At 47.6% G+C, this 23,804-nt stretch carries 20 protein-coding genes; 10 read left to right on the top strand and 10 right to left on the bottom strand.

The window, feature by feature from the left end:
* The first annotated feature begins 164 nt into the window (after positions 1-164).
* Genes BLV50_RS17515 through cydC form a run of 4 tightly spaced genes read left to right on the top strand, consistent with a single transcriptional unit; the run spans position 165 to position 6,407 of the window.
* On the top strand, positions 165-1,580 hold the full coding sequence (locus BLV50_RS17515; RefSeq protein ID WP_072733746.1) for a cytochrome ubiquinol oxidase subunit I: 1,416 nt from the start codon (positions 165-167) through the stop codon (positions 1,578-1,580).
* Complete coding sequence (gene cydB, locus BLV50_RS17510) at positions 1,564-2,580, top strand: cytochrome d ubiquinol oxidase subunit II (RefSeq protein WP_072733951.1); 1,017 nt, start codon at positions 1,564-1,566, stop codon at positions 2,578-2,580. Before BLV50_RS17515 ends, cydB begins: the two co-directional genes overlap by 17 nt.
* Before the next feature lies 1 nt (position 2,581).
* Positions 2,582-4,456 carry a thiol reductant ABC exporter subunit CydD gene (gene cydD / locus BLV50_RS17505; protein WP_072733745.1) on the top strand — a complete coding sequence of 625 codons (1,875 nt, stop codon included), beginning with the start codon at positions 2,582-2,584 and terminating at the stop codon, positions 4,454-4,456.
* A 1-nt stretch (position 4,457) separates the two neighbouring features.
* Positions 4,458-6,407, top strand: coding sequence for a thiol reductant ABC exporter subunit CydC (cydC, locus tag BLV50_RS17500; protein WP_072733744.1), 1,950 nt, complete (start codon positions 4,458-4,460; stop codon positions 6,405-6,407).
* Between the two features lie 200 nt (positions 6,408-6,607).
* Here cydC and BLV50_RS17495 read toward each other — a convergent pair whose 3' ends face one another.
* The 4 genes from BLV50_RS17495 to BLV50_RS17480 form a co-directional block, all read right to left on the bottom strand.
* On the bottom strand, positions 6,608-7,567 hold the full coding sequence (locus BLV50_RS17495) for an MraY family glycosyltransferase (RefSeq protein WP_063567347.1): 960 nt from the start codon (positions 7,565-7,567) through the stop codon (positions 6,608-6,610).
* Between the two features lie 105 nt (positions 7,568-7,672).
* Complete coding sequence (locus BLV50_RS17490) at positions 7,673-8,350, bottom strand: hypothetical protein (protein WP_079695485.1); 678 nt, start codon at positions 8,348-8,350, stop codon at positions 7,673-7,675.
* Position 8,351: 1 nt separating this feature from the next.
* Positions 8,352-9,221 carry an ATP-binding cassette domain-containing protein gene (locus BLV50_RS17485; RefSeq protein WP_090809132.1) on the bottom strand — a complete coding sequence of 290 codons (870 nt, stop codon included), beginning with the start codon at positions 9,219-9,221 and terminating at the stop codon, positions 8,352-8,354.
* A gap of 7 nt (positions 9,222-9,228) precedes the next feature.
* Positions 9,229-9,615, bottom strand: coding sequence for a GntR family transcriptional regulator (locus tag BLV50_RS17480; RefSeq protein ID WP_072733740.1), 387 nt, complete (start codon positions 9,613-9,615; stop codon positions 9,229-9,231).
* A gap of 251 nt (positions 9,616-9,866) precedes the next feature.
* Between BLV50_RS17480 and BLV50_RS17475 the strand changes: the two genes are divergently transcribed.
* The gene (locus tag BLV50_RS17475) at positions 9,867-10,571 is read left to right on the top strand and encodes an ABC transporter ATP-binding protein (RefSeq protein ID WP_090809130.1); all 705 of its coding nucleotides are present in this window, start codon (positions 9,867-9,869) and stop codon (positions 10,569-10,571) included.
* Positions 10,571-12,895 carry an ABC transporter permease gene (locus BLV50_RS17470; protein ID WP_090809128.1) on the top strand — a complete coding sequence of 775 codons (2,325 nt, stop codon included), beginning with the start codon at positions 10,571-10,573 and terminating at the stop codon, positions 12,893-12,895. The genes BLV50_RS17475 and BLV50_RS17470 overlap by 1 nt, the downstream gene beginning before the upstream one ends.
* 248 nt (positions 12,896-13,143) lie before the next feature.
* Here the strand turns inward: BLV50_RS17470 and BLV50_RS17465 are convergent, their stop codons facing one another.
* Together BLV50_RS17465 and BLV50_RS17460 are read right to left on the bottom strand one after the other, a co-directional pair.
* On the bottom strand, positions 13,144-13,959 hold the full coding sequence (locus BLV50_RS17465) for a hypothetical protein (protein WP_072733737.1): 816 nt from the start codon (positions 13,957-13,959) through the stop codon (positions 13,144-13,146).
* A 63-nt stretch (positions 13,960-14,022) separates the two neighbouring features.
* Positions 14,023-14,340: an ArsR/SmtB family transcription factor gene (locus BLV50_RS17460; RefSeq protein ID WP_090809126.1), complete on the bottom strand. Its 318-nt coding sequence runs from the start codon at positions 14,338-14,340 to the stop codon at positions 14,023-14,025.
* A 161-nt stretch (positions 14,341-14,501) separates the two neighbouring features.
* Here BLV50_RS17460 and BLV50_RS17455 point away from each other — a divergent pair, with 161 nt between their 5' ends.
* Positions 14,502-14,876, top strand: coding sequence for a polyketide cyclase (locus tag BLV50_RS17455; protein ID WP_090809125.1), 375 nt, complete (start codon positions 14,502-14,504; stop codon positions 14,874-14,876).
* 379 nt (positions 14,877-15,255) lie between these two features.
* Here the strand turns inward: BLV50_RS17455 and gntK are convergent, their stop codons facing one another.
* The 4 genes from gntK to BLV50_RS17435 all read right to left on the bottom strand — a co-directional run bounded on the left by gntK (position 15,256) and on the right by BLV50_RS17435 (position 20,199).
* A complete protein-coding gene (gntK, locus tag BLV50_RS17450) occupies positions 15,256-16,806 on the bottom strand; it encodes a gluconokinase (protein ID WP_090809123.1) in 1,551 nt (516 codons plus the stop codon).
* 275 nt (positions 16,807-17,081) lie between these two features.
* A complete protein-coding gene (locus BLV50_RS17445) occupies positions 17,082-17,909 on the bottom strand; it encodes a carbohydrate ABC transporter permease (protein WP_063567342.1) in 828 nt (275 codons plus the stop codon).
* Between the two features lie 19 nt (positions 17,910-17,928).
* On the bottom strand, positions 17,929-18,795 hold the full coding sequence (locus BLV50_RS17440; protein ID WP_063567357.1) for a carbohydrate ABC transporter permease: 867 nt from the start codon (positions 18,793-18,795) through the stop codon (positions 17,929-17,931).
* A 129-nt stretch (positions 18,796-18,924) separates the two neighbouring features.
* Entirely contained in the window at positions 18,925-20,199 is a 1,275-nt protein-coding gene (locus BLV50_RS17435; protein WP_063567341.1) for an ABC transporter substrate-binding protein, read from the bottom strand.
* Positions 20,200-20,521: 322 nt separating this feature from the next.
* Between BLV50_RS17435 and BLV50_RS17430 the strand changes: the two genes are divergently transcribed.
* From BLV50_RS17430 to glpK, 3 genes are all read left to right on the top strand, one after another.
* Positions 20,522-21,289 (top strand): GTP cyclohydrolase II, encoded by a 768-nt coding sequence (locus BLV50_RS17430; RefSeq protein ID WP_090809121.1) that lies wholly within the window; start codon positions 20,522-20,524, stop codon positions 21,287-21,289.
* A gap of 259 nt (positions 21,290-21,548) precedes the next feature.
* A complete protein-coding gene (locus BLV50_RS17425) occupies positions 21,549-22,127 on the top strand; it encodes a glycerol-3-phosphate responsive antiterminator (RefSeq protein WP_063567339.1) in 579 nt (192 codons plus the stop codon).
* A gap of 23 nt (positions 22,128-22,150) precedes the next feature.
* Positions 22,151-23,638 (top strand): glycerol kinase GlpK, encoded by a 1,488-nt coding sequence (gene glpK, locus BLV50_RS17420; protein ID WP_090809119.1) that lies wholly within the window; start codon positions 22,151-22,153, stop codon positions 23,636-23,638.
* Positions 23,639-23,804 lie beyond the last annotated feature (166 nt).

Below are 23,804 nucleotides of genomic sequence, written 5' to 3'. Positions count from 1 at the left end.
TTTTTTTGCTGTCATGGCAGGGTTTGTGATAATTGTCACATGTATAAAATAGTCTATCTGGCACAATACGTTCATCAATACGTGTTTGGCTGACAGAAACTGAAGAAGGGGCTTCAATGCCAAATACGAAAACTGCGATATGAACAGAAAGAAGGGGTAACGGTATGGATCCGATCATGTTATCGCGTATCCAATATGCGCTCACAACGATTTTCCATTTCTTTTTTGTACCGCTGTCCATTGGTCTTGTACTGCTGGTAGCAATTATGGAGACGTTGTACGTAGTAAAGGGTAAGGAAGTTTACAAAACGATGGCCAAATTTTGGGGCAAACTGTTCCTGATTAACTTTGCCGTCGGTGTGGTCACAGGTATCTTTCAGGAATTCCAGTTCGGCATGAACTGGTCCGAGTATTCCCGGTTTGTCGGGGATGTGTTCGGTGCGCCACTGGCGATTGAAGCCTTGCTGGCGTTTTTTATGGAGTCTACCTTTATTGGGCTTTGGATTTTCGGATGGGATCGCTTGTCCAAGAAAGTGCATCTGGCCTGCATTTGGCTGGTATTCATCGGTACATTCTTGTCCGCGCTGTGGATTCTGGCAGCCAACTCATTCATGCAGCATCCGGTTGGCTTCGAGATTAACAACGGCCGCGCCGAGATGAATGATTTCTTTGCACTGATTACGAATGGTCAGCTACTAGTGGAGTTCCCACATACGATCTTTGGCGCATTAATGACAGGTGCTTTTGTGGTAACTGGGATTAGTGCTTACAAGTTGATGAAGAAGCAGGATGTGGAGATCTTCCGCAAATCGTTCAACATTGCCATCATAATTGGTCTGGTTTCCTCGCTGGGGGTTGCCTTCTCGGGTCACTTCCAGGCGCAATATCTGGTGGAGACGCAGCCTATGAAAATGGCGGCCAGTGAAGGAACATGGACGACGACGGAAGATCCGGCACCATGGACGGTGGTAGCCTTTGTTGATCCGGACAAACAGGAAAATTCCGGCGAGATCAAAATCCCTGGATTGCTCAGTTATCTGTCCTATAGCAAGTTCTCTGGCAGTGTCAAAGGCATGAAGGAGCTGCAAGCGGAGTATGAGCAAACGTATGGACCAGGGGACTATATTCCACCGGTACGGACGACGTTCTGGAGCTTCCGCATCATGATTGCTGCGGGCGGATTGATGATTTTGCTAGCGATCTACGGTACATTCCTGGCGATGCGCCGCAAATTAGAGGGAGCAGGCAAATGGTTTATGCGCTTGATGGTGTTTGCCATCTCTCTGCCGTTTATCGCCAATACATCGGGATGGATTATGACTGAGGTAGGAAGGCAGCCGTGGACGGTATTCGGTTATATGACGACGGAAGCCGGGGTATCCCCGAACGTAAGCGCAGGTCAGATTTTGTTTTCCACCATCGCATTTACAGTCACTTATGCAATCCTGGGAGCGGTGATGGTCTATCTGTTCGTTCGTGAAATCAAGGCAGGGCCATATGCAGTCGAAAAGCCGGAGGAGCATGATGAATCGGCCGATCCGTTCGGCGTGGATGGGGGTTATTCTGTTGTCACTAAGTGAATTGTGGTTTTTGCTGATTGCCGTCTTGTTTGTTGGTTTTTTCTTTCTGGAAGGTTTTGATTTTGGTGTGGGCATGTCCACTGCAATGATTGGCAAAACGGATCGTGAACGTCGTACTCTAATCAACTCGATCGGTCCGTTTTGGGATGGCAATGAGGTCTGGCTGATTACGGCAGGGGGTGCAATGTTTGCAGCCTTCCCGCATTGGTACGCCACGCTGTTTAGCGGGTTTTATCTGCCACTGGTCGTGGTGCTGCTGGCTTTGATCGGCCGCGGAGTTGCCTTTGAATTCCGCAGCAAGATGAGACATGAACGCTGGCGCAAAACATGGGACATCATTATCGTAGTCTCCAGTGCGCTACTGCCATTCCTGTTCGGGGTTGTTTTCGCTACCTTGATGAAAGGACTGCCTATTGATGCGCAGATGCAGCTCCGTCCCGGCTTCCTGGACATCGTCAATCCGTATACGGTTGTAGGTGGGTTGAGCGTTACGTTGTTGTGTCTGGTGCACGGTTTGCTGTTTGCTTCATTGCGGACCGTCGGAGATCTTAGAGAACGTGCCCTGAATATGGCCAAAAAACTGATGTTGCCGCTGGCCGCGATCCTCGTGATCTACGCTGTGATGACATACTTCATGACCGATGTGTTTGCCGTACGCGGCTGGGCTCTCTGGATTATGGTTGTCCTTGGCGCTGCTTCATTGGGTTTGGCCGCTTACTTCGTGCGACAGAAACGTGAAGCCTGGGCTTTCGGCATGACTGGAGCCGTGATTGCAATCGCGTTTGCCTCCGTATTTATCGGTCTGTTCCCAAGGGTCATGGTGAGTTCAATGGGTTCGGCGTTTGACCTGACGGTCTACAATGCTTCATCCGGTGCATATTCGCTAAAAGTGATGACGATTGTGGCTTGTACGCTGCTTCCGTTTGTACTCGGTTATCAGATCTGGAGTTATTATATTTTCCGCAAACGTCTGAACGACCAGCATCACCTGGAGTACTGATATGGGACGGGGGCTGTTGAAGCTGCCGGGCATTCGACCGGTACTGGCGCTGGCTTCAGCGCTGGTACTGTTGCAGGCAATGACGATTATCATGCAGGCGAAATGGCTGGCACAGGCGATTACGGCATTGTTTCAAGGTTCACCTGTAACGGAGCAGTACCCAGTGCTGCTGTTGTTCCTGGCCGCTTTTGCCGCCCGCTATGCCCTATCGTTCTGGTTGCAGCTCATCGCTTCGCGGTACGCGGAGAAGACAGGGAACGATCTGCGTAGACAGATGGTGGAGCAGTGGTTCCGGCTGGGGCCGCGTTTTGCCAAAACGGAAGGAACAGGGCACCTGGTAACCTTGGCACGCGAAGGAACAGCCCAGTATAAGACGTATCTTGAACTGTTTATTCCCCGAATGCTGGGGATGGGGTTCACGCCAATCGTTATTCTGTTCTATGTATTCAAGCTGGATATGATGTCCGGGGTTATTTTGACGCTGACGCTGCCGATCCTGATTGTGTTTATGATTTTGGTGGGGTTGGCTGCACAACGCAAGATCGATGGACAGTTCAAGTCGTACAAAGCGCTGGCCAACCATTTCGTAGATACGCTCCGTGGACTGGAAACACTCAAAACACTGGGACAAAGCGTTAAGCATGGAGAAACAATCGTTCGGGTCAGTCAGCGATATCGCAAGGCTACGATGTCTACGCTGCGTATGGCTTTTCTATCCTCCTTCGCACTCGATTTCTTCACCATGCTGTCGGTGGCTTCGGTGGCGGTTGGATTGGGGCTGCGCCTGACGGAAGGACATATGCTGCTTGGACCAGCGCTGACCGTACTCATTCTCGCGCCGGAATACTTCCTGCCTGTACGAATGGTAGGCGCAGATTACCACGCTACACTGGACGGTAAAGAGGCCGGGGAATCGATCAGCCAGATGATTGAACGAGGGAAAATGGCCGAACGTAAGCAAAAGGAAGCATACACGAGTGCTGTTCTGCATGGGGTGTCAGAAAAGAACGGAGAATCCTCTTCTTCTGAGCTTTCTTCTGGCCTAAGCGGTGTGGCTCCATCCACCATACGGGTGGTCATGCGTGAGGTGGATGCCCGAAGTGGTGTGGCTGCTTTCTCATCGAAACCCTCTTGGGAGGCAGCGAGCAGACTGGCGCTCACTAACGTACAGGTACGGCATCAGGAAGACGGGCCATGTTCGCTGAATGATGTGACGTTTCAGGTTTCTGGTCTTGGTAAAGTAGGGATTATCGGAGCGAGCGGAGCAGGGAAATCGACCCTGATTGATGTACTGGCGGGTTTCCAGCAGCTTACTTCAGGTCAGATTTTATATAACGGCCAGCCCTTATCTCCAGAGATGATGGAAGATTGGAGAAAACAAACGGCGGCGATTCCGCAGCATCCAACTATTTTCAGTGGCAGCTTAGCGGATAATGTTCGGTTCTATATGCCTGAAGCTTCGGATGCGGAGGTGGCTGACGCCATTCACGCAGCAGGTCTGCATAAGCTTACCTCCTCTTTGCCGAATGGGTTGCAGGAGCCGATCGGGGCTGGGGGAAGGCAGCTCAGTGGGGGACAGGAGCAACGGGTAGCTTTGGCGAGAGCTCTGCTTAGTGCGCGCCCGATCCTACTGCTGGATGAGCCGACTGCGCATCTGGATGTGGAGACCGAGTATGAACTGAAACAGACGATGTTAACGCTGTTTGAGGGTAAGATGGTGTTTTTGGCAACACATCGACTGCATTGGATGCCCCATATGGATCGCATTATCGTGATGGAGGGCGGCACGGTTGCAGAGACAGGAACACATGAGGAATTGTTGGCCCGACAAGGCGTATATTACCAGATGATTCAGGCCCAGATGGAGGCGGTGTAAGATGAAAGCCGGATATGAGCAGACAGAAACAGCCCGGAGCGGGAGCAAAAAGAATAGCTGGATCACTCCGTACGTGGCACAGTACCGCTGGAGACTCGTGGCAGTCATTGCGCTGGGGATATGCGCTACATTATGTGCTGTGCTGCTGCTCTTCACCTCCGGGTTTCTGATCTCCAAGTCGGCGCTCCGTCCTGAAAATATTTTGATGGTATATGTACCTATCGTGGGTGTTCGTGCATTTGGGATTTTCCGTGCCGTATTCCGGTATGTCGAACGTCTGGCCGGACATGATGCGGTTTTGCGTATACTGGCGGATCAGCGCGTGAAGCTGTATCAAATTTTGGAGCCGCAGGCATTGTTCCTGCGCTCTCGTATGCAGACGGGAGACGTACTTGGTGCCCTCGCAGAGGACGTAGAACGACTGCAGGATATTTACCTGCGTACGGTATTTCCAGCGGTTACCGCGCTCATGATGTACGGTGGAGCTGTTGTGGTCTTTGGCAGCGTTGATCTGGGGTTTGCACTGTGGATGGGGTTGTATATGCTGTTTCTGGTTGCCGTGCTGCCTGCCATCTCCCTCCGCGTGACGTGGAAGTTGCGGGTGCGACTAAAGCGGGAGAACGCCAAGTTGTACACTCGTCTGACAGATGGTGTGCTTGGCCTCGGTGATTGGATAGCGAGTGGACGAGCTGAAGAATTTGTGCGTCAGCAGGAAGAGGCTGAAGGACAGGCGGATATGATTCGACTCCGCTTGCGGCAATGGACGCGCTGGCGTGATCTGGTTGCGCAGTGCGTGATTGGACTGATGGTGGTATCCGTGACCTTATGGGCGGGAAGTGCGGCTTCTGCCGGACAGCTGCCTGCGGTTATGATTGCTGCATTTGTGCTGGTGTTGTTTCCACTCACGGAAGCACTGCTGCCCGTAGGAGATGCGGTGGAGCATATCCCGCAGTATCGTGAATCGCTGGAACGATTGCAGCACTTGGAAGGTGAAGAGCATCTGCCAGAACAGTCTGGAACTGAAGAAGCGAAAGCAGCAGCCGGAGCCAAAGATGATATGACGACAGGTATATCAGGCAGCAATCCTGTAGAAGGACAACAGCTGGGTTCTCTGGAGCGTAAGGAAAAAGCGTCGGACCGACGTATCCGCCTACGTATTCCTCCCAGATTGCGAGCCGATATTCAGATCGATCAGGTGAGTTATCGTTATACGTCAGGTGCTCCATTGGCTGTGCAGGAGGTGTCTCTTCATCTTCCGCAGGGCAAACACTTGGCTATACTCGGTCGCAGCGGCGGTGGGAAATCAACCCTTCTGAAGCTCATTCAGGGAGCGTTGCTCCCATCTGCCGGGAACATATTCATCAATGATCTTCCAGTACAAACGATGGGCGAAAATATAACGGATGTCATTGCGGTGCTGAACCAAAGTCCACATCTATTTGATACAACAGTAGCTAACAATCTGCGGATCGGCCGTCCGCATGCAACAGACGAGGAAATCCAGCGAGTGGCTGCGCAAGTAGGTTTATCCGATCTCATTGAATCTTTACCGCAGGGTTATCATACCCCGATGCTGGAGACAGGACTTCGTTTCTCTGGTGGAGAAAGACAGCGGATTGCACTGGCTCGGGTACTTCTTCGCGAAACGCCTGTCGTTATTTTCGATGAACCGACTGTAGGACTTGATCCTGTAACGGAGCGAGCGCTCATGCGGACGATTCTGGACAGCATGCAAGGTAAAACAATGATCTGGGTCACCCATCACCTGATGGGAGTGGAACGGATGGATGAACTTATTTTTATGGAAAATGGACAGATCACCATGCAAGGTTCTCACGAACAATTGCTAGCCCGGGAAGAGCGTTATCGCCGTCTCGTTGAACTTGATCGACCGGGTTGGACAGATGGGCAGCAACCTGTGGTCCTTCTACCACCTGTAGCCTCAAGATAAGAGCGAATATAAGGTGCAGATGCAGGCAGGGCAGGGATCGGATAGAGTATGGCGCGTTGACAGAAGTTTGTGCATGAATCGGTAGTTACTCTATTAAAAGGATAATTCACTTCGTCAGTGAAATAGCAAAGAGACGAGCCACAGGATCAGTGGGCTCGTCTCTTTTTTTACATCTTTTGTTGAAACGTTTGTTACTAATATTACATCTCTACCAGCATCAAAATAATGGAAGAGAGGCATAGACAGGTACTGATGAGATACAGGACGCCAACCACCTGTTTGTGATTCAGACCAGCGCGCAGCAAGCGATAATGGGCTTGACTTGCATCTGCCTGATAGATGGCTTTGCCTTGAATGAAACGTTTGATGACCACAAAAATGTTGTCGAAGATCGGCACACCGAGTGCCAAAATCGGAATGAAGATAGACAGCATGGTCGCTTGTTTGAAAGCACCATCCAGGGCGATTACCGCCAGGATGAAGCCGAGAAACGTAGCTCCTGCATCGCCCATGAACACCTTGGCGGGGGCTTTGTTATATTTCAGATAACCCAGGGTGACCCCGACCAGCGTAATGGCCATAAGGGCAGAATCGGTTTGGCCTTTGGTCATTGCCACGATAAACAGTGTAATGGCTGAGATGGCGGACAAACCGCCTGCCAGTCCGTCCATGCCGTCCGTGAAGTTAATGACTGTTGTCACACCGAAGATCCACAGGATCGTCAGAATAAATTGCAGCCAGATCGGAAGCATAATGTATTCGGAATTGAAGGGATTCACGAACCCGGTGAACGCAATGCCGGAAGCAAATACGAGCACTGCGGCAGAGATCTGTACGAGCATCTTGGGCAGGGCAGGGAAGTCTTTGCCTTTGGTTTTGTACCAGTCATCAACTGTACCAATCGTTAACAGAAGCATTCCGCCGGCGACCAGGGCCGCCGTTTCCCATGAAATTTCTTTCGTAAGAACAATGTATGTCAGGAAGAATCCAGTAAATATCGCGTAACTCGCCGTCAGTGGAATGGGCTGCCTGTGCAGCTTACGCTCCACATCTTCTCGGGGCTTGTCCACAAAATCGAGCCGATGTGCCAGTCGACCAAGCGGCGGAATAAGCAGAACCACGACAGCAAAAGACAGCATAAAAGCCAGTATGTATACCATAAATTCGCTTGATTCACTCCTATCTACCAATTTCCCCCTATTATACGAGCTAAACAGGAAATCTGTCGATGTCATTATTGTAACCTAAGCTTCTACCCAGATAGTTTAGTATGTTCTCCCCTTTGTGAAAAACCAACCACCGGCTACGAACACGATGAAAAGCACAAGATTAAATCCAACACCCTTGATTAGTGAGTCGTTGAATAACAATGCTTCGAAAAAAGAAACAACATGAGCGCGTAGCGCGGGAATCGCTGTTCCGGTTGGAATCGCCACAATGAATAGCACCCACAGCAGCCAGCCGACAAGGTGGTGGTAGCCGGAGATTAGCATGCTTAGGAGCGCCATCGTCATCAAATAAAAAATAGTTTGGTAGAGAAAAGAACCTGCCACGCCAAATTCGTTCCAATGAAACGCTTCAATAAGGTTTACGGTGTTTTTGTGGAGTAGATTCACTTCAAGCATAGGCCATAAAGAATTAAATAAAGCGATGGCCACTGCCCACACAGCATAAACGAATTGAAGACCAAAAAAATATTGCTTTCGGCTTGCTCCTAAATGTACGATGCGGTTGTAATAGCTAAGCGGAAGTACGATTGCGAAAATGAGCAAAATAAGCAGCAGCAGGTTGCCATCCGCGATTCCTGTGTTCTGACTGCTGTCTATAAAGAGGCCAACAATGAATTCTGCCAACCTGCCAAGGAGGATTAAAATAATGACCATCCATATATAAATCCTCATTTGCAAATAGGTCGCCTTTAAATGAACGGTCAATGCACCCAATTTAACGACCTCCTTCGATCAAATACGAAAAAAACTTCTGAAGCGTCAAATTTTCAATAGTTATGTCTAGTTTGCGGGCCTGAAGCCTGTCCTCATCGTTAAATTTTTCGTAGATGGCGGCAAGCTTTCCGTGGCCGTAAGATTCTGTATGTAATACTCGCTTTCCTTTTGTAAACAAAGCTACGGCATCTGAATTTCCACGAATCAAATAAGCTGCCATCCGTATCCGATTCATCTCGTCATGAAGCAGGAGAGAGCCCTCATCAATGATATAGACTCTTTCTGCGATTGGGGCGATTTCATCAATCAAATGCGTAGAAATTAAAATCGTACGGGGATGATTGGCGTAATCCTCCAAAAGCTCCTTGTAAAACCTTTCCCGCATCAATACATCAAGGCCAATCACTGGTTCGTCGAATAATGTCAATGACGATCGGCTAGACAGACCGATAATGTTTCCTACGAGTGATTCTGTGCCTCTTGAGAGCTGCTTGATTTTTTTGTTGGGATCAAGCTCAAACGTTTGAAGAAGCTTATGAGCAAACGTCCAGTTCCAATTGGGATAGAAATTTGCAGCGAACTGCAAAATCTCAATCAATCGAGCTCCTCCAAATAGCTTATTATTCTCCCGTACGAAACAGCAATCTTCTGGTAAGGCTCCTTTACCCAACTTTTTACCTCTTATCTCAATGGTGCCGTCATTGGCGAAGAGTCCACCTGCTATGATGTTTAGCAAGGTTGTTTTGCCTGCGCCGTTTCGTCCGAGCAAGCCATGAATAACGTTTTCCTCGAGCTGTATATCCAGATCCCGTAATGCATAGGTTCGACCATATTTCTTATTTAATTTGTCGCAACTCACCAAGATGCTCACAATGAATTCATTCCTTCCTTAATTGTTTAATCATCTCAATGATATCCTCGGTTGCCAGTTCAAGTTTGTCAGCTTCACAAATGAGATTGGACAGCAATTCCTTATAAAAACGATTTCTTCGCTTATTCTTAATCTTTTGTTTGGCATCAGACGAGACATACATACCAAGCCCTCTTTTTTTATACAATATTTCTTCATTTACGAGCAGGCCAATTCCCTTCACAACAGTCGCTGGATTGATTTGAAAGAGCTGAGAAAACTGAGCAACGGAAAGAATTTGCTCATCCTCTCGGTAAGTTCCGTTGAGAATATCGTCCTCAATGATATCTGCTACTTGTTGAAAAATTGGCTGCTTTTCGTCGAAAGTGACGTTCATTACCTCACCACTCAGCATTGTAGTTTGTTACACATCTAGCAGGAAAACATAACTTATATGCGAAAATTTGTCAATAAACAATCGTTCTGAAGGGTAAGTGATGATTTTTTTACACCGAGTCCAGTTATTGACAATTGATTGCGATGGAATTATAGTATGCTACATGAGTGACATACTCATACACTAACATACCTACATAAATAAAAATACACTTGCAATAGGGAGCGCTCCAGAAGTATGTCAAATAAATAATGGGGAGAGAGAAATTTATGAAAACATTAATTGAATTTAAAAATGTAACGAAAGAATACAAAATTGGCGAAGTGCCGATCAAAGCGCTGAACGGTGTTGACTTTACCATTAACGAGGGTGAATTCGTTGTTGTTCTCGGTGCAAGCGGAGCCGGTAAAAGCACGATTCTCAATATACTTGGTGGCATGGATACGGCAACCTCGGGTAAAGTGACTGTTGGCGATAAGGATATTACTAGCTTTAACGAGAAGAGGCTTACGGGATATCGCGCCGAGAAGGTAGGGTTTGTCTTTCAATTCTATAACTTAATTCCCAATTTGAATGCTTTAGAAAATGTTGAATTCGCCACTGAAGTATGCAAAGACCATTTGGATGCCAAAGAGATATTAAATAAAGTCGGTTTGAAGAATCGGATAAAAAACTTCCCGTCCCAGCTCTCCGGAGGAGAGCAGCAGCGAGTTGCTATAGCACGCGCCGTTGCAAAGAACCCTCTGCTATTGCTATGCGATGAGCCGACTGGTGCGTTGGATTATGTAACTGGCAAGTCGGTTTTGAAGCTGCTTCAGGATTTGAATACGGAAACGAAAAAATGTGTTGTGCTGGTCACGCATAACTCCGCGATTGTGCCGATGGCGGATAAAATCATTCGGGTGAAAAGCGGAAAAATCGAAAGCGTAACGGTCAATGAGCATAAACAAAGCGTTGAAGGGATTGAGTGGTGATGAAATTATTCAAAAAATTGATAAGGGATATCAAGCAATCAATCGGTCAATTTCTGGCCTTTGTATTGGTTATCACCATAGGCGCTTTTTTCTACACGGGGCTGGTAACGTTAAGTGATAACCTTAGCTCTTATTCAAAGAATTACTTTCAAACTCATAATTTAAGTGACTTAAACGTTTACTACGACCAAGTATCCAAGAAGGATATGTCGAAGTTGAGTGGAATTGAAGGGATAAAGAAGGTGGAGGGACGGTATACCTTTGATGCGACGCAATCATTTGGTGATACTAAAGCAACTTTAAAGATCCACTCCATCCCCGAAATCAATAGCATTAATACGCCTACTATAATTGAGGGCAACATTCCGTCTCGCCAGGATCAAATCTTGCTTGATTCCCATTACGCCAAGGAACATCAGTACAGAGTCGGGGATCAAATGAAGTTAAGCGTCAATAACGAGGATGTGTCATTCACCATTAGCGGCTTGGGCGAAAATGTGGAATATGCCAAAAAAAACGAAACTCAGGACCATAAAACTTCCGGATTCGCATATGTGGCTGAAGCGGGAATTCCTCGAATCGCAGGTAGCCTTTATTATAATGAGGTTTTGATCGATGCGGAAGAAGGGTACAATTTAGACCGGTTAGGACGAAACGTTGAAGCGCAATCCCAAAAGCTTTCTTATGTAAGCCAAATAAGTAAAGACCGAACATTCAGTTACTCGCAACTCCAACAAACAGTCTATAACAATAAATTAATGAGCAAGGTTATTCCGCTAGTTCTCTTTATAATCGAAGCCATCATTCTCTTCCTCACCATGTCTCGGATCATCGATTCACAAAGGAACCAGGTAGGAATTATGAAGGCTTTAGGAGTGAAGAACAGCAGTATCATGCTCCATTACATGGGGTTCCCGATACTTGTCGGTATCATAGGTTCCATTCTTGGCTGTATCGTTTCGGCAATCATATTTGTTCCAATGATTGAGGCGTCAAATGCTAGATCCTACTCTTTGCCGAACATAACATTCTCCTTATCCCCCTTCTCGATCATTATGCCTATCCTGTTCTCGAGTGCATTCGGCATGCTGGCTTGTTACTTGAGCGGCATAGGTATTCTGCGAGAACACGCAGCACAGGCGATGAGGCCTAAACCGCCGAAGAAGATGAAAAAACTGCTCATTGAACAGCTTCCGAAAATTTGGGGAAGTATTCCCTATAGCAATAAACTCATTTTGAGAAACATCTTTCTTAATAAGCAAAAGGCGATAGCAAGTTCCGTTGGCGTTGTTGTGAGCACAGTGTTGTTGATCACTGCGTTCGGGACACAAACGTCCTTACAAAGGGTCGCCGACCAGATCGAAGAGGTGAATACCTATGATCTGAAGGTTGAATACACGAGTGGGGCAGAGCTAGAAAAGGTGGAATTACCCACTGGGATTGAAAGCAGTTATTATCAATCGACCTTTCCTGTGGAATTCGCCAAGGGAGATGATCATGAGAATGCCACTCTAACCGTTACGCAGAAGTACAACGCACTTATCCAATTTTTCGACGGGAAAGATAATCCGATAACACTTATGGACAGTGGTGTGCTGGTACCAAAATCATATGCGGATCACTATAAGGTTGCAATAGGGGATACGATCCGAATTCGATTCACTGATCCTTCGTTTGCGAATAAAACGGTCGATATGAAGGTTGCACAAATATCTAATCAGTATTCCAATCCGTCTTTCTTTTGCTCGATAGCGTATCTGGAGAGTTTTGGGATCGACTACAACCCAACCACAATTCTAGTGAAAGCTAGCAATGCCACAGACCTTACTAACGTACGACAGTTCTTCGAACAAGACAATCTGGTAGATACAATCGCGGACAAGGATGATTTGAAAAAATCTGCACAATTTATTATGAAGCAGAATAGTTTTATCTTTATCATGTTTATCATTAGTGCTGTCATTCTTTCGTTTGGTGCCATCTACACCATATCCTCCATCAACATTTATGAAAGAAATCGCGAGCTGGCTACTCTTAAAGTATTGGGTTATCAAAAAAATAAAATAAATCGACTTATCTTCTCTGAGAACATGATACTCACCACCTTTGCGGTCATTATAGCACTGCCAATCAGTGTATATATGTATTCCATTATTATTGAGGCGCTGTCGAGTACCCATCAACAAATCCCAGATCAAATAAATATGTTTGTTATGCTGATATCAATCATTATTGCATTTTTACTTACCGGGCTCTCTAACTTGATGCTTCAGAGAAAGGTCTCCCGAATTAATATGATTGAATCGTTAAAAAGTTTAGAATAAATCGGGCGGTAAAGAGTGGATTATTGCCAATAATATAAAAAACGACAAGTGTGAATTGATTCCACACATAGTAAGTCGTCCTTCAAATATGTCTTGATTCTTGATGCCTATCGGAAAATTAATGGTCAATTTTTGATGAAACACTACGAGCCTCCAAGCTGTAGTGTTTTTTACTATATAGACCTAAGTATTTGTTTGTTATTCATATAACCGGCTTAAACAGATCTAGAGCTGGGCTGTTTAAGGGCTTAGAGTTTCTGGGGCAGATAGGAACCAAAGAGGGAAATCGCCGCATCTGCGCTGTACCCATCATCGCCCTGCCAGGTTGCTGCAAAGTGGAAGTCGCTGTACCCGCCTCTGCTTTTTCGTGGCGTATCCTGCGGAACAAGCAGACCGGATGCACCCCAGATTTCGAGGATCGCGTCGCGTTCCTGTTTGCTCGAAGGAAACAAGCCTTTCCAGCGTTTCTCCAACCCGCGTGCACTCTCATGGGGTTCGCAGGTTTGCGCTGCTTCAAGCATGCTCACAAGTATAGCGATGTCTGCGTCAGTCACTTCATAGATGGCTTCCTTGCTAGCCAGCAGTAGATCCAGATCCATCAGGCAGTATAACAGGTTGTTGTGGCGAACCCCGCCCCATTTCACCCGTTCAAAGTTCAATACATTCAGATCGACGTCCGTGTACGTCTTGTCCGATTGCAGGCGCAGGAAGTTGCAATCCCCGCAGGAGCTGGTGTTGGCATGCAGTGCACGGCGTTCCTCGTAGGTATGCAAAGGCAGTTGCGATGTTAAAGCCCAGCTGGAAAGGGCGCTGCGCAGATAACCTTTTTTGGTAGATAAACTGTGTAAAAATGCTGATACTACCCGTCGCTTGATGGAGTTGTCCTGATGAATCTCATGCAAACGTGCGACGATCTCATCATGGGTAATGGTCAGTGGATCGAACATAACACCTCTGCTTTTGGCATATTCAAAGTCATCCCCCGAGAAGGGAGCAGATATTGTTTTCCAGCCGCCGCTTCCCCAGAAGGTGCCCAGGAGAATTTTTGCCGCTTTTTTATCCAAGAAATCAACCTCCTTTATACAATCCATAAGATGATGTATCGCAAGATTCAAGCTTCGTTTTCCTTAATGTACATATTCCTCGGTTGTATTCAGAATCAGTTCAACAAGACCGGGAAAAAGGGAGTTCAAATCGTCCTTTCGTAGAGAATAAAAGTGCTGTTTGCCTTCAATGCGAGGCCGGATAAGGCCTGCTTCACGCAAGATTTTGATGTGATGAGACAACGTTGATTTGGAAATATGGTCTACTTCGAAGGCGGAACAGTTTTTCTCGCCAGAGCTGGCCAGACAGTGTGCAATTTTCATCCGTACCGGATCACCGAGTGCGTTGCAGACCGTGGTCAGATTCAATTCCGAAGCCATAGGTATCGTTGGAGTTTTCATATCTATGACGGTAGCATATTCGACAATCTCTTTCAATGTTTGATTTTTTTCGAACTGAGGGTTGTTCTATGGACATAAAGTGTGGTACATTTCTTCTAGATTAGTTTGAAATTTTTCGAACTGAAATCCAAATCAGCTTATCAACCTCAGGAGGAATACCCATGACTACCTTGTTAAACAACTATTTCCGTTTATTTGACGCTTCCCGTACAGACGAACGCGCGATGCAAGATTTGTTGTCCCTGTTTACACCGGATGCAGAGATTGTGTTGAACGGCACCAGCAGAACGGGATTTGATGGTTTTATGAAGGCTTTCTATGAATACAATAGCGATGTGAAACACATGTGGGACCAATGGAAGCTTCAGCCGGACGGTAGCTATCAAACGAACTGGGCGGTATGCGGACAAGCTGCGGACGGAACGGTGTATGCCAAAACAGGCATCGATATCGCTCGTGTGAATGAGGCGGGACAGATTGTGTATTTGGAAAATGTGCCGGCAGATAAGGATGCATTCAGCAAATATAATGGATGATTGCAATAATTAGGATATAGATGCATATCCAGATTGAAATAGAAAGGGAGCAACCGATCGATTACTTTTCGATTAATTGTTCTCTTTTTTTGTCGTACTCCGGATCAGTTAGGCGTTAACTTATTTCCTACAGATAGTTCAAAGTTAAGTGTTTTATTTGGATGCATAAATGTTCTTTTGTGGTTCTTCTTATTGAGATACTTCGTTATCTATCTTGCATATCATGTCACCATTGCTGATGGTGTGGTGGGCAATGCAACTATGGTACTTGGGGTATTTGTACAAAAAAAGTACATGAAGAAGGGCCATCCCACATGCCATAGATATGGCATGTGGGATGGCCCTCTTTAACGTGCAGCGATTCGTTGGCGTAGCTAACTCACTTCTGCATCGTTTTATTCTGAAAAGCAGCGATATCGGCATATTCCTCTTCAAACTTGCGGGAGATGCGGATGAAGATCGGCAGCAGTTCGCGATAGACGCGAACGCTATCCGGGTCTGGCTGATGCCGATGCGTCGATCCAATCATGCCGGAGACGGCGCTGAGGGAATCGATGCGGCCAAGAGCATATAGCCCCAGTACGGCTGCCCCTAGGCAGGAACTCTCGATACTTTCGGGAATGATGACATCTTGGTCAAAAATATCAGCCATCATCTGGCGCCACAGCTCAGAGCGGGCGAATCCGCCCGTGGCCTGAATCTTTTTGGGACGTCCGATCTTCTCTTCAATCGCCAGCATGACGGTGTACAGGTTAAACAAGACACCTTCGAGAGCAGCGCGAATCATATGCTCCTTCTTATGATGCAGCGTCAGGCCGAAGAACGAACCGCGTGCATTCGGATTCCAGAGTGGGGCCCGCTCACCCGTCATGTACGGATGGAACAGCAGGCCTTCCGAGCCTGGAGGTACATTTTCGGCGACACGGGTCAATACTTCATACGGATCAATGCCGAGTCGTTTCGCTGTCTCTACCTCAGATGCCGCAAACTCATCCCGAATCCAACGGAATATCACCCCGCCATTGTTGACCGGACCGCCAATCACCCACGCATCCTCAGTGAGCGCATAACAGAAGAAACGCCCTTTCGGATCAGTGACTGGCTTGTCCACGACGGTACGAATCGCTCCGCTGGTACCGATAGTAACGGCCACGACGCCTGGATCAATGGCGTTTACGCCCAGATTGGAGAGCACGCCGTCACTTGCCCCGATGACAAATGGCGTCGAATCCGCAATACCCATCTCCTTGGCATACTCAGGATTCAAGCCTTTCTTGAGTACATGTGTCGTCGGCACGAGGCGGGACAGATGATCCGGAGTGATGCCTGCGACATGGAGAGCTTCCTCGTCCCAGTCTAGCTTTTCGAGATTCATCATTCCGGTGGCTGAGGCCATGGAATGGTCAATCACATACTCGGAGAACAATTTATAAAATACGTATTCTTTCATTGAAATAAATTTGTGCGTCTGTTTGAACAGCTCAGGTTGATCTCTGGTTAGCCACATGATTTTGGTCAAAGGTGACATCGGATGAATCGGCGTACCGGTTCTCAAATAGATTTCGTGACCGTTCATTTCGGTTTTGAGTGCTTCCGTCCACTCGGCACTGCGATTGTCTGCCCAAGTCATCGCCCGCATCAGTGGTTTGCCGTGTTCATCAACAGGCAGAATGCTGTGCATGGCTGAACTGAACGATACAAACAGGATTTCATCCGGTTTGATGCCGGCCTTGGAGGTCGCTTGTTTAACCGATTCTACTACCGCTTTGAAAATATCTTCTGCATCCTGCTCTGCAATCGCAGGAGTAGGGGTATACAGCGGGTAATCGGCACCGCCTTGAGCCACAATGGTTCCGTTCTCTTCAAACAGGACGGCCTTGGTGGAGGTGGTGCCGATATCTACGCCGATCATATAGGGTGAAGAAGCCATTTTGTCATCCCTCTTTCTTGAATATATAAGTGAAATGAATGCTGTTACACGTTTACACTCCGGGTACAGAAAGCCTTCCGATCGCCGTTATCCCCAAATTTCTTTGATCCCTCTTCAAAAGGAGAAATTTGGTTATAAATGCGAACATTTCATTTCTTCAGGCCTTTTCTGTCCCCTCCGCCCACGTGGCGCTATTCATCCAACTTATATGGCATCTGGTATTTATCTATAGATAAGAATATCAGACTTGAGGGATGGATCAAAATGCGCGATCCCTAATCCTTTACAGCTCCTGCGGCAATATCGGAGATAAACTGGCGGCTGATGAACAGGAACATCACGATCAGCGGAATAACAGCCAGCAATGTACCCGCGATAACCATCGCGTAATCCGTATTGTACAGTCCGTTTAATTGAGACAACGCAATCTGCAGCGTATACTTTCGTGCATCCGTCAGGACGATCAGGGGCCAGAGATAATCATTCCATACGCCAATAAACGTGAACGCACCGAGGAAAGCAAACGCAGGTCGCAGAATGGGCAACGCCACGTTCCAATAGAGCCGAAAAAAGTTACAGCCGTCGATTCGTCCGGCATCCAGCAGGTCATTCGGTATGGACTCCGTGGCATATTGGCGAATCCAGAATATGCCGAAGGCGTTCACCATGCCCGGAATAATGAGGGCTTTGAAGGAGCCAACCCATCCGAACGTCGCCATGAGCACAAAGGAAGGGACCAGCGACAGCTGGGAAGGCACCATCATGGTGGCGAGCAGTAGGACGAAGAGCCATTTTTTACCCGGGAATTCAAACTTCGCAAACGCAAACCCTGCCAGTGAGTCAAAAAACAGCACCAGTACCGTCACCAAGCCCGATACAAACAACGTATTCATGAATGCGCCCCAGAAGTCGATCTGCTGTAGTACTCGACTAACATTATTCCATAGCTCGCTCCCAAACCAGAGCTGAGGTGGGAACTTATAAATGTCGGACGTCGTCCGGGTGGACATTACAATCAGCCAATAGAACGGGAACATGGAAATGAGCATGCCCCCGATAAGACCGGTATACAACACCAGCGATTTGAGAGATTTGGACGTCATGAGCGCTCCCCCCTTCACTTCAGGATGACTTGCCTTGAACGAGCTTCCAGTTCACAATCGAGAACAGGGCGATAATGAGGAACATACCCCAACCAACCGCAGCACCGTAGCCGAAGTAGTTATTAATGAACGATTCTCGGTAAAGGTACAATACAATGGTCATTCCGGCTGCGCCTGCGCCGCCATCGTTACCCACGAGAATTTGTGGCTCGGTGAATAGCTGCATGCCGCCGATCGTCGATGTGATCACAGTGAACAGAATGACGGGACGCAGCATCGGAATCGTAATTCGGAAAAAAGACTGTATCCCGGATGCCCCGTCAATCTTGGCAGCCTCGTACAATGTCTGCGGGATGCTCTGAAGTCCAGCCAGATAGATGACTGCGTTGTATCCTGTCCAGCGCCAGACCACCATGGAGGAGATTGCCACTTTGATGCCCCATGGCGCGTTCAGCCACTCCACCACTGGAAGTCCGACGGACTGTAATAGATAGTTGAGAAACCCGTAGTTGTTGGCAAATAGGGCACCGAAGATAATGGCGACGGCCACGATGGACGTCACGTTCGGCAGGAAATATCCCACGCGAAACAGCGTACGGAACTTCACAAAAGGTGCATGCAGCAGAAACGCAATGATCAGGGCAAAGAACAACATCGGGATGGTTGCGTATATCCAGATCATGAACGTATTGCCCACCGCTTGCCAGAATTCTGCATCGGTCAGCATATATTTAAAGTTGTTTAGTCCGTTATAGGTCATCACACCAATGCCATCCCATTTGTGGAAGGCCAGATATAAGGAAAAACCGATCGGAAACAGTCCAAACACGGCAAACAGAATGTAAAAAGGGGAGATCGCCACATAGAGTGCACGTTGTTCCCACATCCGGGACAAGAGTGATTTCTGCCGATCCAAATCCGGACTTACCTTTCCGGGATCCGGAGTGAGGCGAGGTTCGGTTACAGCCATATGAATTCCTCCTTTGCGGATTGCCATCTCATAAGAGTGTTTGAATTAACGCTGTAACTCCCGCTCAACACGGTGAACCGTATCAGGCCAGACCTGCTCCGGGTTGGCATTTTGCTTCGCAATATCATTCAGCCGCCGAGTAATGATGTTGTGCACCGAAGGGTATCGTTCGCCAAAGAAAGCCTCGGGCACATGCTGTGCCGATTCGGCAAATACAGGCCCAGTTGCCTGTCCGCCGAAGAAGGGTTCTTCTTCTTTCATCGCCGGTGTATCGAACACACCAGGTGCCGAAGGAAACAGGTTCAACGTCTTATATTGTTCAAGCTGATTATCCGGGCTTTGCAGCCACTGGATGACTTCAAACGCTTCTTTTGGGTGTTTGCTCGACTTCAAAATGGACAGGAATGATCCACCGTTGTTGCCGTCTCCACCAGGAGCGCGAGTGACTCGCCACTTGCCAGATGTATCCGGCGCGGCTTCCTGCAGTACCTGCTTCATCCAGACGGCTCCCACAAAGGAAGCAATCTCACCATTATTCATCGCTGCGTTCCAGCCCGGGGTCCAGCCGTCGGCATTAGCGAGCAGCCCTTTTTGCTTGAAGGATACGGCGGTATCCCAGCTCTGCTTGACGAGTGGAGAATCCATGCCGATAAACGAGCCGTCAGGACGGAAATACCGTTCGGTTCCTTGCGATAACACTTGATTGTAAACGGTTCCAATATTGTCGGTTAGAAATACCTTGCCTCCGAACTTTTCCTTGATCTTTTCTCCTGCAGCAGAATAGGCATCCCAGTTGTTGATCTGACGAGCCACTTCTTCAGGCTCGGAAGGCAATCCGGCCTCTTTAAATAGATCTGCACGGTAGAAGAGGGCTGTCGGTCCCGTATCCATAGGGAAACCGATCATTTGTCCACCTGGTGTAACGCCTTGCTTCCATTTCCAATCCAGATATTGGTCTTCGACGTCACCTGCGCCGAGATCATACAGATTATAGAAACGGTCCTCGCTGGGAAAGAGCTCCATGATCCAATCGTTCAATGCGACAATGTCGGGCTCACCTGAGCGCGCAGCGAGTGTCGTTTTGAGTTTTGCTTTGAAATCACCACCGATTTTCTGAGCGGTCAGTTCAATATTGGGGAACTTTTCCTTGGCCTTGGCAATCAGCTTATCATCGATGGAACGGTTCCAGTACCATAATGTAAGCGCTACCTTTTTATTGCTCGATGAATCGTTCTGTCCCGGCCATATGGAGCATCCGCTCACCAGCATGACACAGACTAGCAGAATGGCTGTCCAGCATGTTCTTTTCCGGCGGATCATGTGATAACCCCCTCATCGTTAAGTTCGAGGCATGAAGTGCGATGGACTACAACATAAGTGTATGAGCAGTTTATAAACTCATACCCAATATTCCTGAAATGAAACACAAATTTGTGTCGGTTGCGTATCATAAATTTATTAGTTACTTTAGAAACAAAAGTTACTTGACACAACATAATTTTTATTTTAAACTTGCTTACATAAAGTAACTAATGATGATGACAATAATATAGATACGTATGATATGCAATCCAGTGATCCATTTTCCGTCTGGATGCGAATCAATTCATAACCAAGATGGCTTAACAGGAGGAACTTACTAATGATTAATTCACATATTATTCAACTGCTTGCCCCCAAAATCCAGACTTTTCCGAGTGGAAAAGAATTCATTTACCTCGTTGGGCCGATTAAGCTTCCGGTGAACCTTGATGGAGAGACACACACCTTCCAGTGGTACAGCTGGATGAAATCGGAGAAAGCTATGGAAAGCGGCGAGCTGATTGAATCTCTCGCTACTGCCGAACTGGCTGAACGTCAGCAATCCAGCGTATTAGTGTACGGTGATTTTGCCGAAGCACAGGAAGCACTGATTCGGATGCACAGCATCTGTCATACGGGCGACATCTTTGGCAGCAAACGTTGTGACTGCGGCTTCCAACTGGAGCAATCGATGAAGATGATTGCTGCCCATGGAGCAGGAGCACTCTTTTATCTGGCGAATCATGAGGGCCGTGGCATCGGTCTGTTCAGCAAAGCGATGGCATACCTGTTGCAAGAGGAAGGTCTGGATACCGTTGACGCTAACCTGCAACTTGGGTTTACAGACGATGCGCGTAATTATGATGATGCCATTGCCGTATTGCGTGCGCTTCGTTCAGCTCCTGTTACATTGATCACGAACAATCCACGCAAGCTTGCTGCTTTGCAGGAAGCGGGACTGAATGTAGGTGGACGTGTGCCACTGTGGGGAGATCGCTCGTCCTTTAACGAAAAATATTTGCAGACCAAAGTGAGCCGTTCTGGTCACTTGGCAGAAAATGATGCATGGGCTGGCGAAGAGACCTTGCTTCCACACGTCCAAGCCTAAAAGGTTGATCCCGATCCCGATCGATCGTTCAATATGATTTTGACATAAAGCCTGTTTGCCATTCTGTTCAATAGACAGGACAATTTAAGCTGTTTGTGTATGCTCCTTCTGGGGTGTACATGAACAGCTTTTTTAAGTTTAGAGAATGGAACGGTCCCGTCTCACGCCAAGAATTAATCTGACGGTCCTGACTTTGCTTGCCGTTCATACCATACGAACTATACAATATAGGCATCTGATTTATGCGGGAGGAACGAAGGTGCCATTTGAGGGACAGTATGTGTTACCGGCTGCCAAGAGCATGAAGCAGTTTGAAGCAATGATTGAAGGCCCTTACACTTATGGGGTTATGCTGGATACGCATATTGCACAGCTTCATAGTCTGCTGGAAGAAGCACGGCGACGTGGCAAGAAAATAGTGCTGCATGCCGATCTGGTGCAGGGGCTGAAGAACGATGAATATGCCGCAGAGTATTTATGCCAGCATATTCGTCCGGCAGGACTGATTTCGACGCGAGCCAGTGTAATTCAGAAGGCGAAACAGAAAGGGATTACAGCCATTCAGCGTGTTTTTCTGCTGGATACAAATGCGCTGGAGAAAAGTTATCTTTTGCTGTCCAAGACCCAACCGGACTATATTGAAGTACTGCCCGGTGTTATCCCGCATATTATTGCAGAAGTATCCATACGGACAGGTATACCCATTATTGCAGGTGGGTTGATCCGCTCAACGGAAGAGGTTGAACTGGCGCTGGAAGCTGGAGCTACCGCAGTAACCACTTCCAACGTGGACCTGATTCGGCACTACAAGAAATCGCATACAGAATATAAGCAGTAATCCCACAACAGGAGGTTGTCTGTATGGAAAAATATATATTGGCCCTAGATCAGGGGACGACAAGTTCCCGGGCTATTCTATTTAACCGGAGCGGGGAGATTGTACATATTGCACAGCAGGAATTTCCACAGTACTTTCCCAAGCCGGGCTGGGTGGAGCAGAACGCCAATGAAATTTGGAGCTCCATTCTGGCAGTGATGGCTTCATGTCTGGCCGAAAGTGGAATCAAGCCCGTCCAGATTGCCGGCATCGGCATTACAAACCAGCGGGAAACGGTTGTGGTATGGGACAAAGAAACGGGCCGGCCCATCTATAATGCAGTAGTCTGGCAGTCCAGACAAACGGCTGATATTTGTGATGAGTTGAAGGCGAAGGGATTGGGTGACCTTTTTCATCGCAAAACAGGCTTACTCATTGACCCTTACTTCTCGGGAACCAAGGTGAAATGGGTTCTGGATCATGTGCCTGGTGCCCGGGAGCGTGCAGAGAAGGGTGAACTCCTGTTTGGTACGATCGACAGTTGGCTGATCTGGAAGCTGAGCGGTGGTACTCATGTCACCGATGTATCTAATGCTTCTCGCACCTTAATGTACAACATTTATGATCTGCAATGGGATGATGAATTGCTGCAAATTTTGGACATTCCCAAAGCGATGCTGCCGGAAGTGCGCGGTTCATCCGAGGTGTACGCACACACGGTTGACTACCATTTCTTTGGTCATCGGATTCCGATTGCCGGAGCAGCAGGAGATCAGCAGTCGGCATTATTCGGTCAGGGCTGTTACACAAAGGGAAGCATGAAAAATACGTACGGCACCGGCTGTTTCATGCTTATGAATACTGGAGAACAACCCGTACAGTCCAACCACGGGCTGATTACAACTATTGCATGGGGCATTAATGGTAAAATCGAGTATGCGCTGGAAGGCAGTATTTTTGTTGCCGGTTCGGCGGTACAGTGGCTGCGTGACGGCTTACGGATGCTTCGTTCCTCAAAAGACAGTGAGGATTATGCGGCACGTGTACCCTCTACAGACGGCGTTTATATGGTGCCTGCATTTGTGGGTCTGGGCAGCCCTTACTGGGACAGTGAAGTTAAGGGAGCTGTGTTTGGTTTGACGCGAGGAACCACCAAAGAACATTTTATCCGTGCAACCCTGGAAGCACTGGCGTATCAGACCAAGGATGTACTGACGGCAATGGAATCCGATTCAGGTATTCCGGTGAATGCCTTGCGTGTGGATGGGGGAGCGGCTGCCAATGATTTTCTGATGCAATTCCAGAGTGATATTCTGAATATTCCTGTGGAGCGTCCCAATGTGAACGAAACGACAGCATTAGGTGCGGCTTATCTGGCAGGACTTGCAGTAGGCTATTGGAATAGCGCGGATGAATTGGCGAATCACGAGAATACGGAGCGTGTCTTCCATCCGGTTATGGCTGAAGATGAGCGTACAGGACTGTATGCAGGGTGGCAACGTGCAGTGAAGGCAGCGATGGTTTTCAAATGAGTGGATTATATTTCGAATGGGCATTTGTACTTTTTCGTTAAAGTTCTACAATAAATGATATTTATTGGTGGAAAATGATGCATAACTTACAGGGGTTATTTTCCTGGAGAAGAGAAAACATATACCCACTATAAGGAAAAATAAATGATTAGTGGATCAGCTTGAA

This window comes from Paenibacillus sp. 276b (assembly GCF_900107875.1).
Classification (GTDB): Bacteria; Bacillota; Bacilli; order Paenibacillales; family Paenibacillaceae; genus Paenibacillus; species Paenibacillus marchantiae.
Note: the sequence above shows the minus strand (reverse complement) of the source record. Positions and strands in the feature narration are given on the sequence as shown.

What these genes read in the sequence shown, in the direction of transcription:
- BLV50_RS17515 (WP_072733746.1), top strand. Translation starts at nt 165, where the DNA reads ATGGATCCGATCATGTTATCGCGTATCCAATATGCGCTCACAACGATT.
- cydD (WP_072733745.1), top strand. Translation starts at nt 2,582, where the DNA reads ATGGGACGGGGGCTGTTGAAGCTGCCGGGCATTCGACCGGTACTGGCG.
- cydC (WP_072733744.1), top strand. Translation starts at nt 4,458, where the DNA reads ATGAAAGCCGGATATGAGCAGACAGAAACAGCCCGGAGCGGGAGCAAA.
- BLV50_RS17495 (WP_063567347.1), bottom strand. Translation starts at nt 7,567, where the DNA reads ATGGTATACATACTGGCTTTTATGCTGTCTTTTGCTGTCGTGGTTCTG.
- BLV50_RS17480 (WP_072733740.1), bottom strand. Translation starts at nt 9,615, where the DNA reads ATGCTGAGTGGTGAGGTAATGAACGTCACTTTCGACGAAAAGCAGCCA.
- BLV50_RS17475 (WP_090809130.1), top strand. Translation starts at nt 9,867, where the DNA reads ATGAAAACATTAATTGAATTTAAAAATGTAACGAAAGAATACAAAATT.
- BLV50_RS17470 (WP_090809128.1), top strand. Translation starts at nt 10,571, where the DNA reads ATGAAATTATTCAAAAAATTGATAAGGGATATCAAGCAATCAATCGGT.
- BLV50_RS17460 (WP_090809126.1), bottom strand. Translation starts at nt 14,340, where the DNA reads ATGAAAACTCCAACGATACCTATGGCTTCGGAATTGAATCTGACCACG.
- BLV50_RS17455 (WP_090809125.1), top strand. Translation starts at nt 14,502, where the DNA reads ATGACTACCTTGTTAAACAACTATTTCCGTTTATTTGACGCTTCCCGT.
- gntK (WP_090809123.1), bottom strand. Translation starts at nt 16,806, where the DNA reads ATGGCTTCTTCACCCTATATGATCGGCGTAGATATCGGCACCACCTCC.
- BLV50_RS17445 (WP_063567342.1), bottom strand. Translation starts at nt 17,909, where the DNA reads ATGACGTCCAAATCTCTCAAATCGCTGGTGTTGTATACCGGTCTTATC.
- BLV50_RS17440 (WP_063567357.1), bottom strand. Translation starts at nt 18,795, where the DNA reads ATGTGGGAACAACGTGCACTCTATGTGGCGATCTCCCCTTTTTACATT.
- BLV50_RS17435 (WP_063567341.1), bottom strand. Translation starts at nt 20,199, where the DNA reads ATGATCCGCCGGAAAAGAACATGCTGGACAGCCATTCTGCTAGTCTGT.
- BLV50_RS17430 (WP_090809121.1), top strand. Translation starts at nt 20,522, where the DNA reads ATGATTAATTCACATATTATTCAACTGCTTGCCCCCAAAATCCAGACT.
- glpK (WP_090809119.1), top strand. Translation starts at nt 22,151, where the DNA reads ATGGAAAAATATATATTGGCCCTAGATCAGGGGACGACAAGTTCCCGG.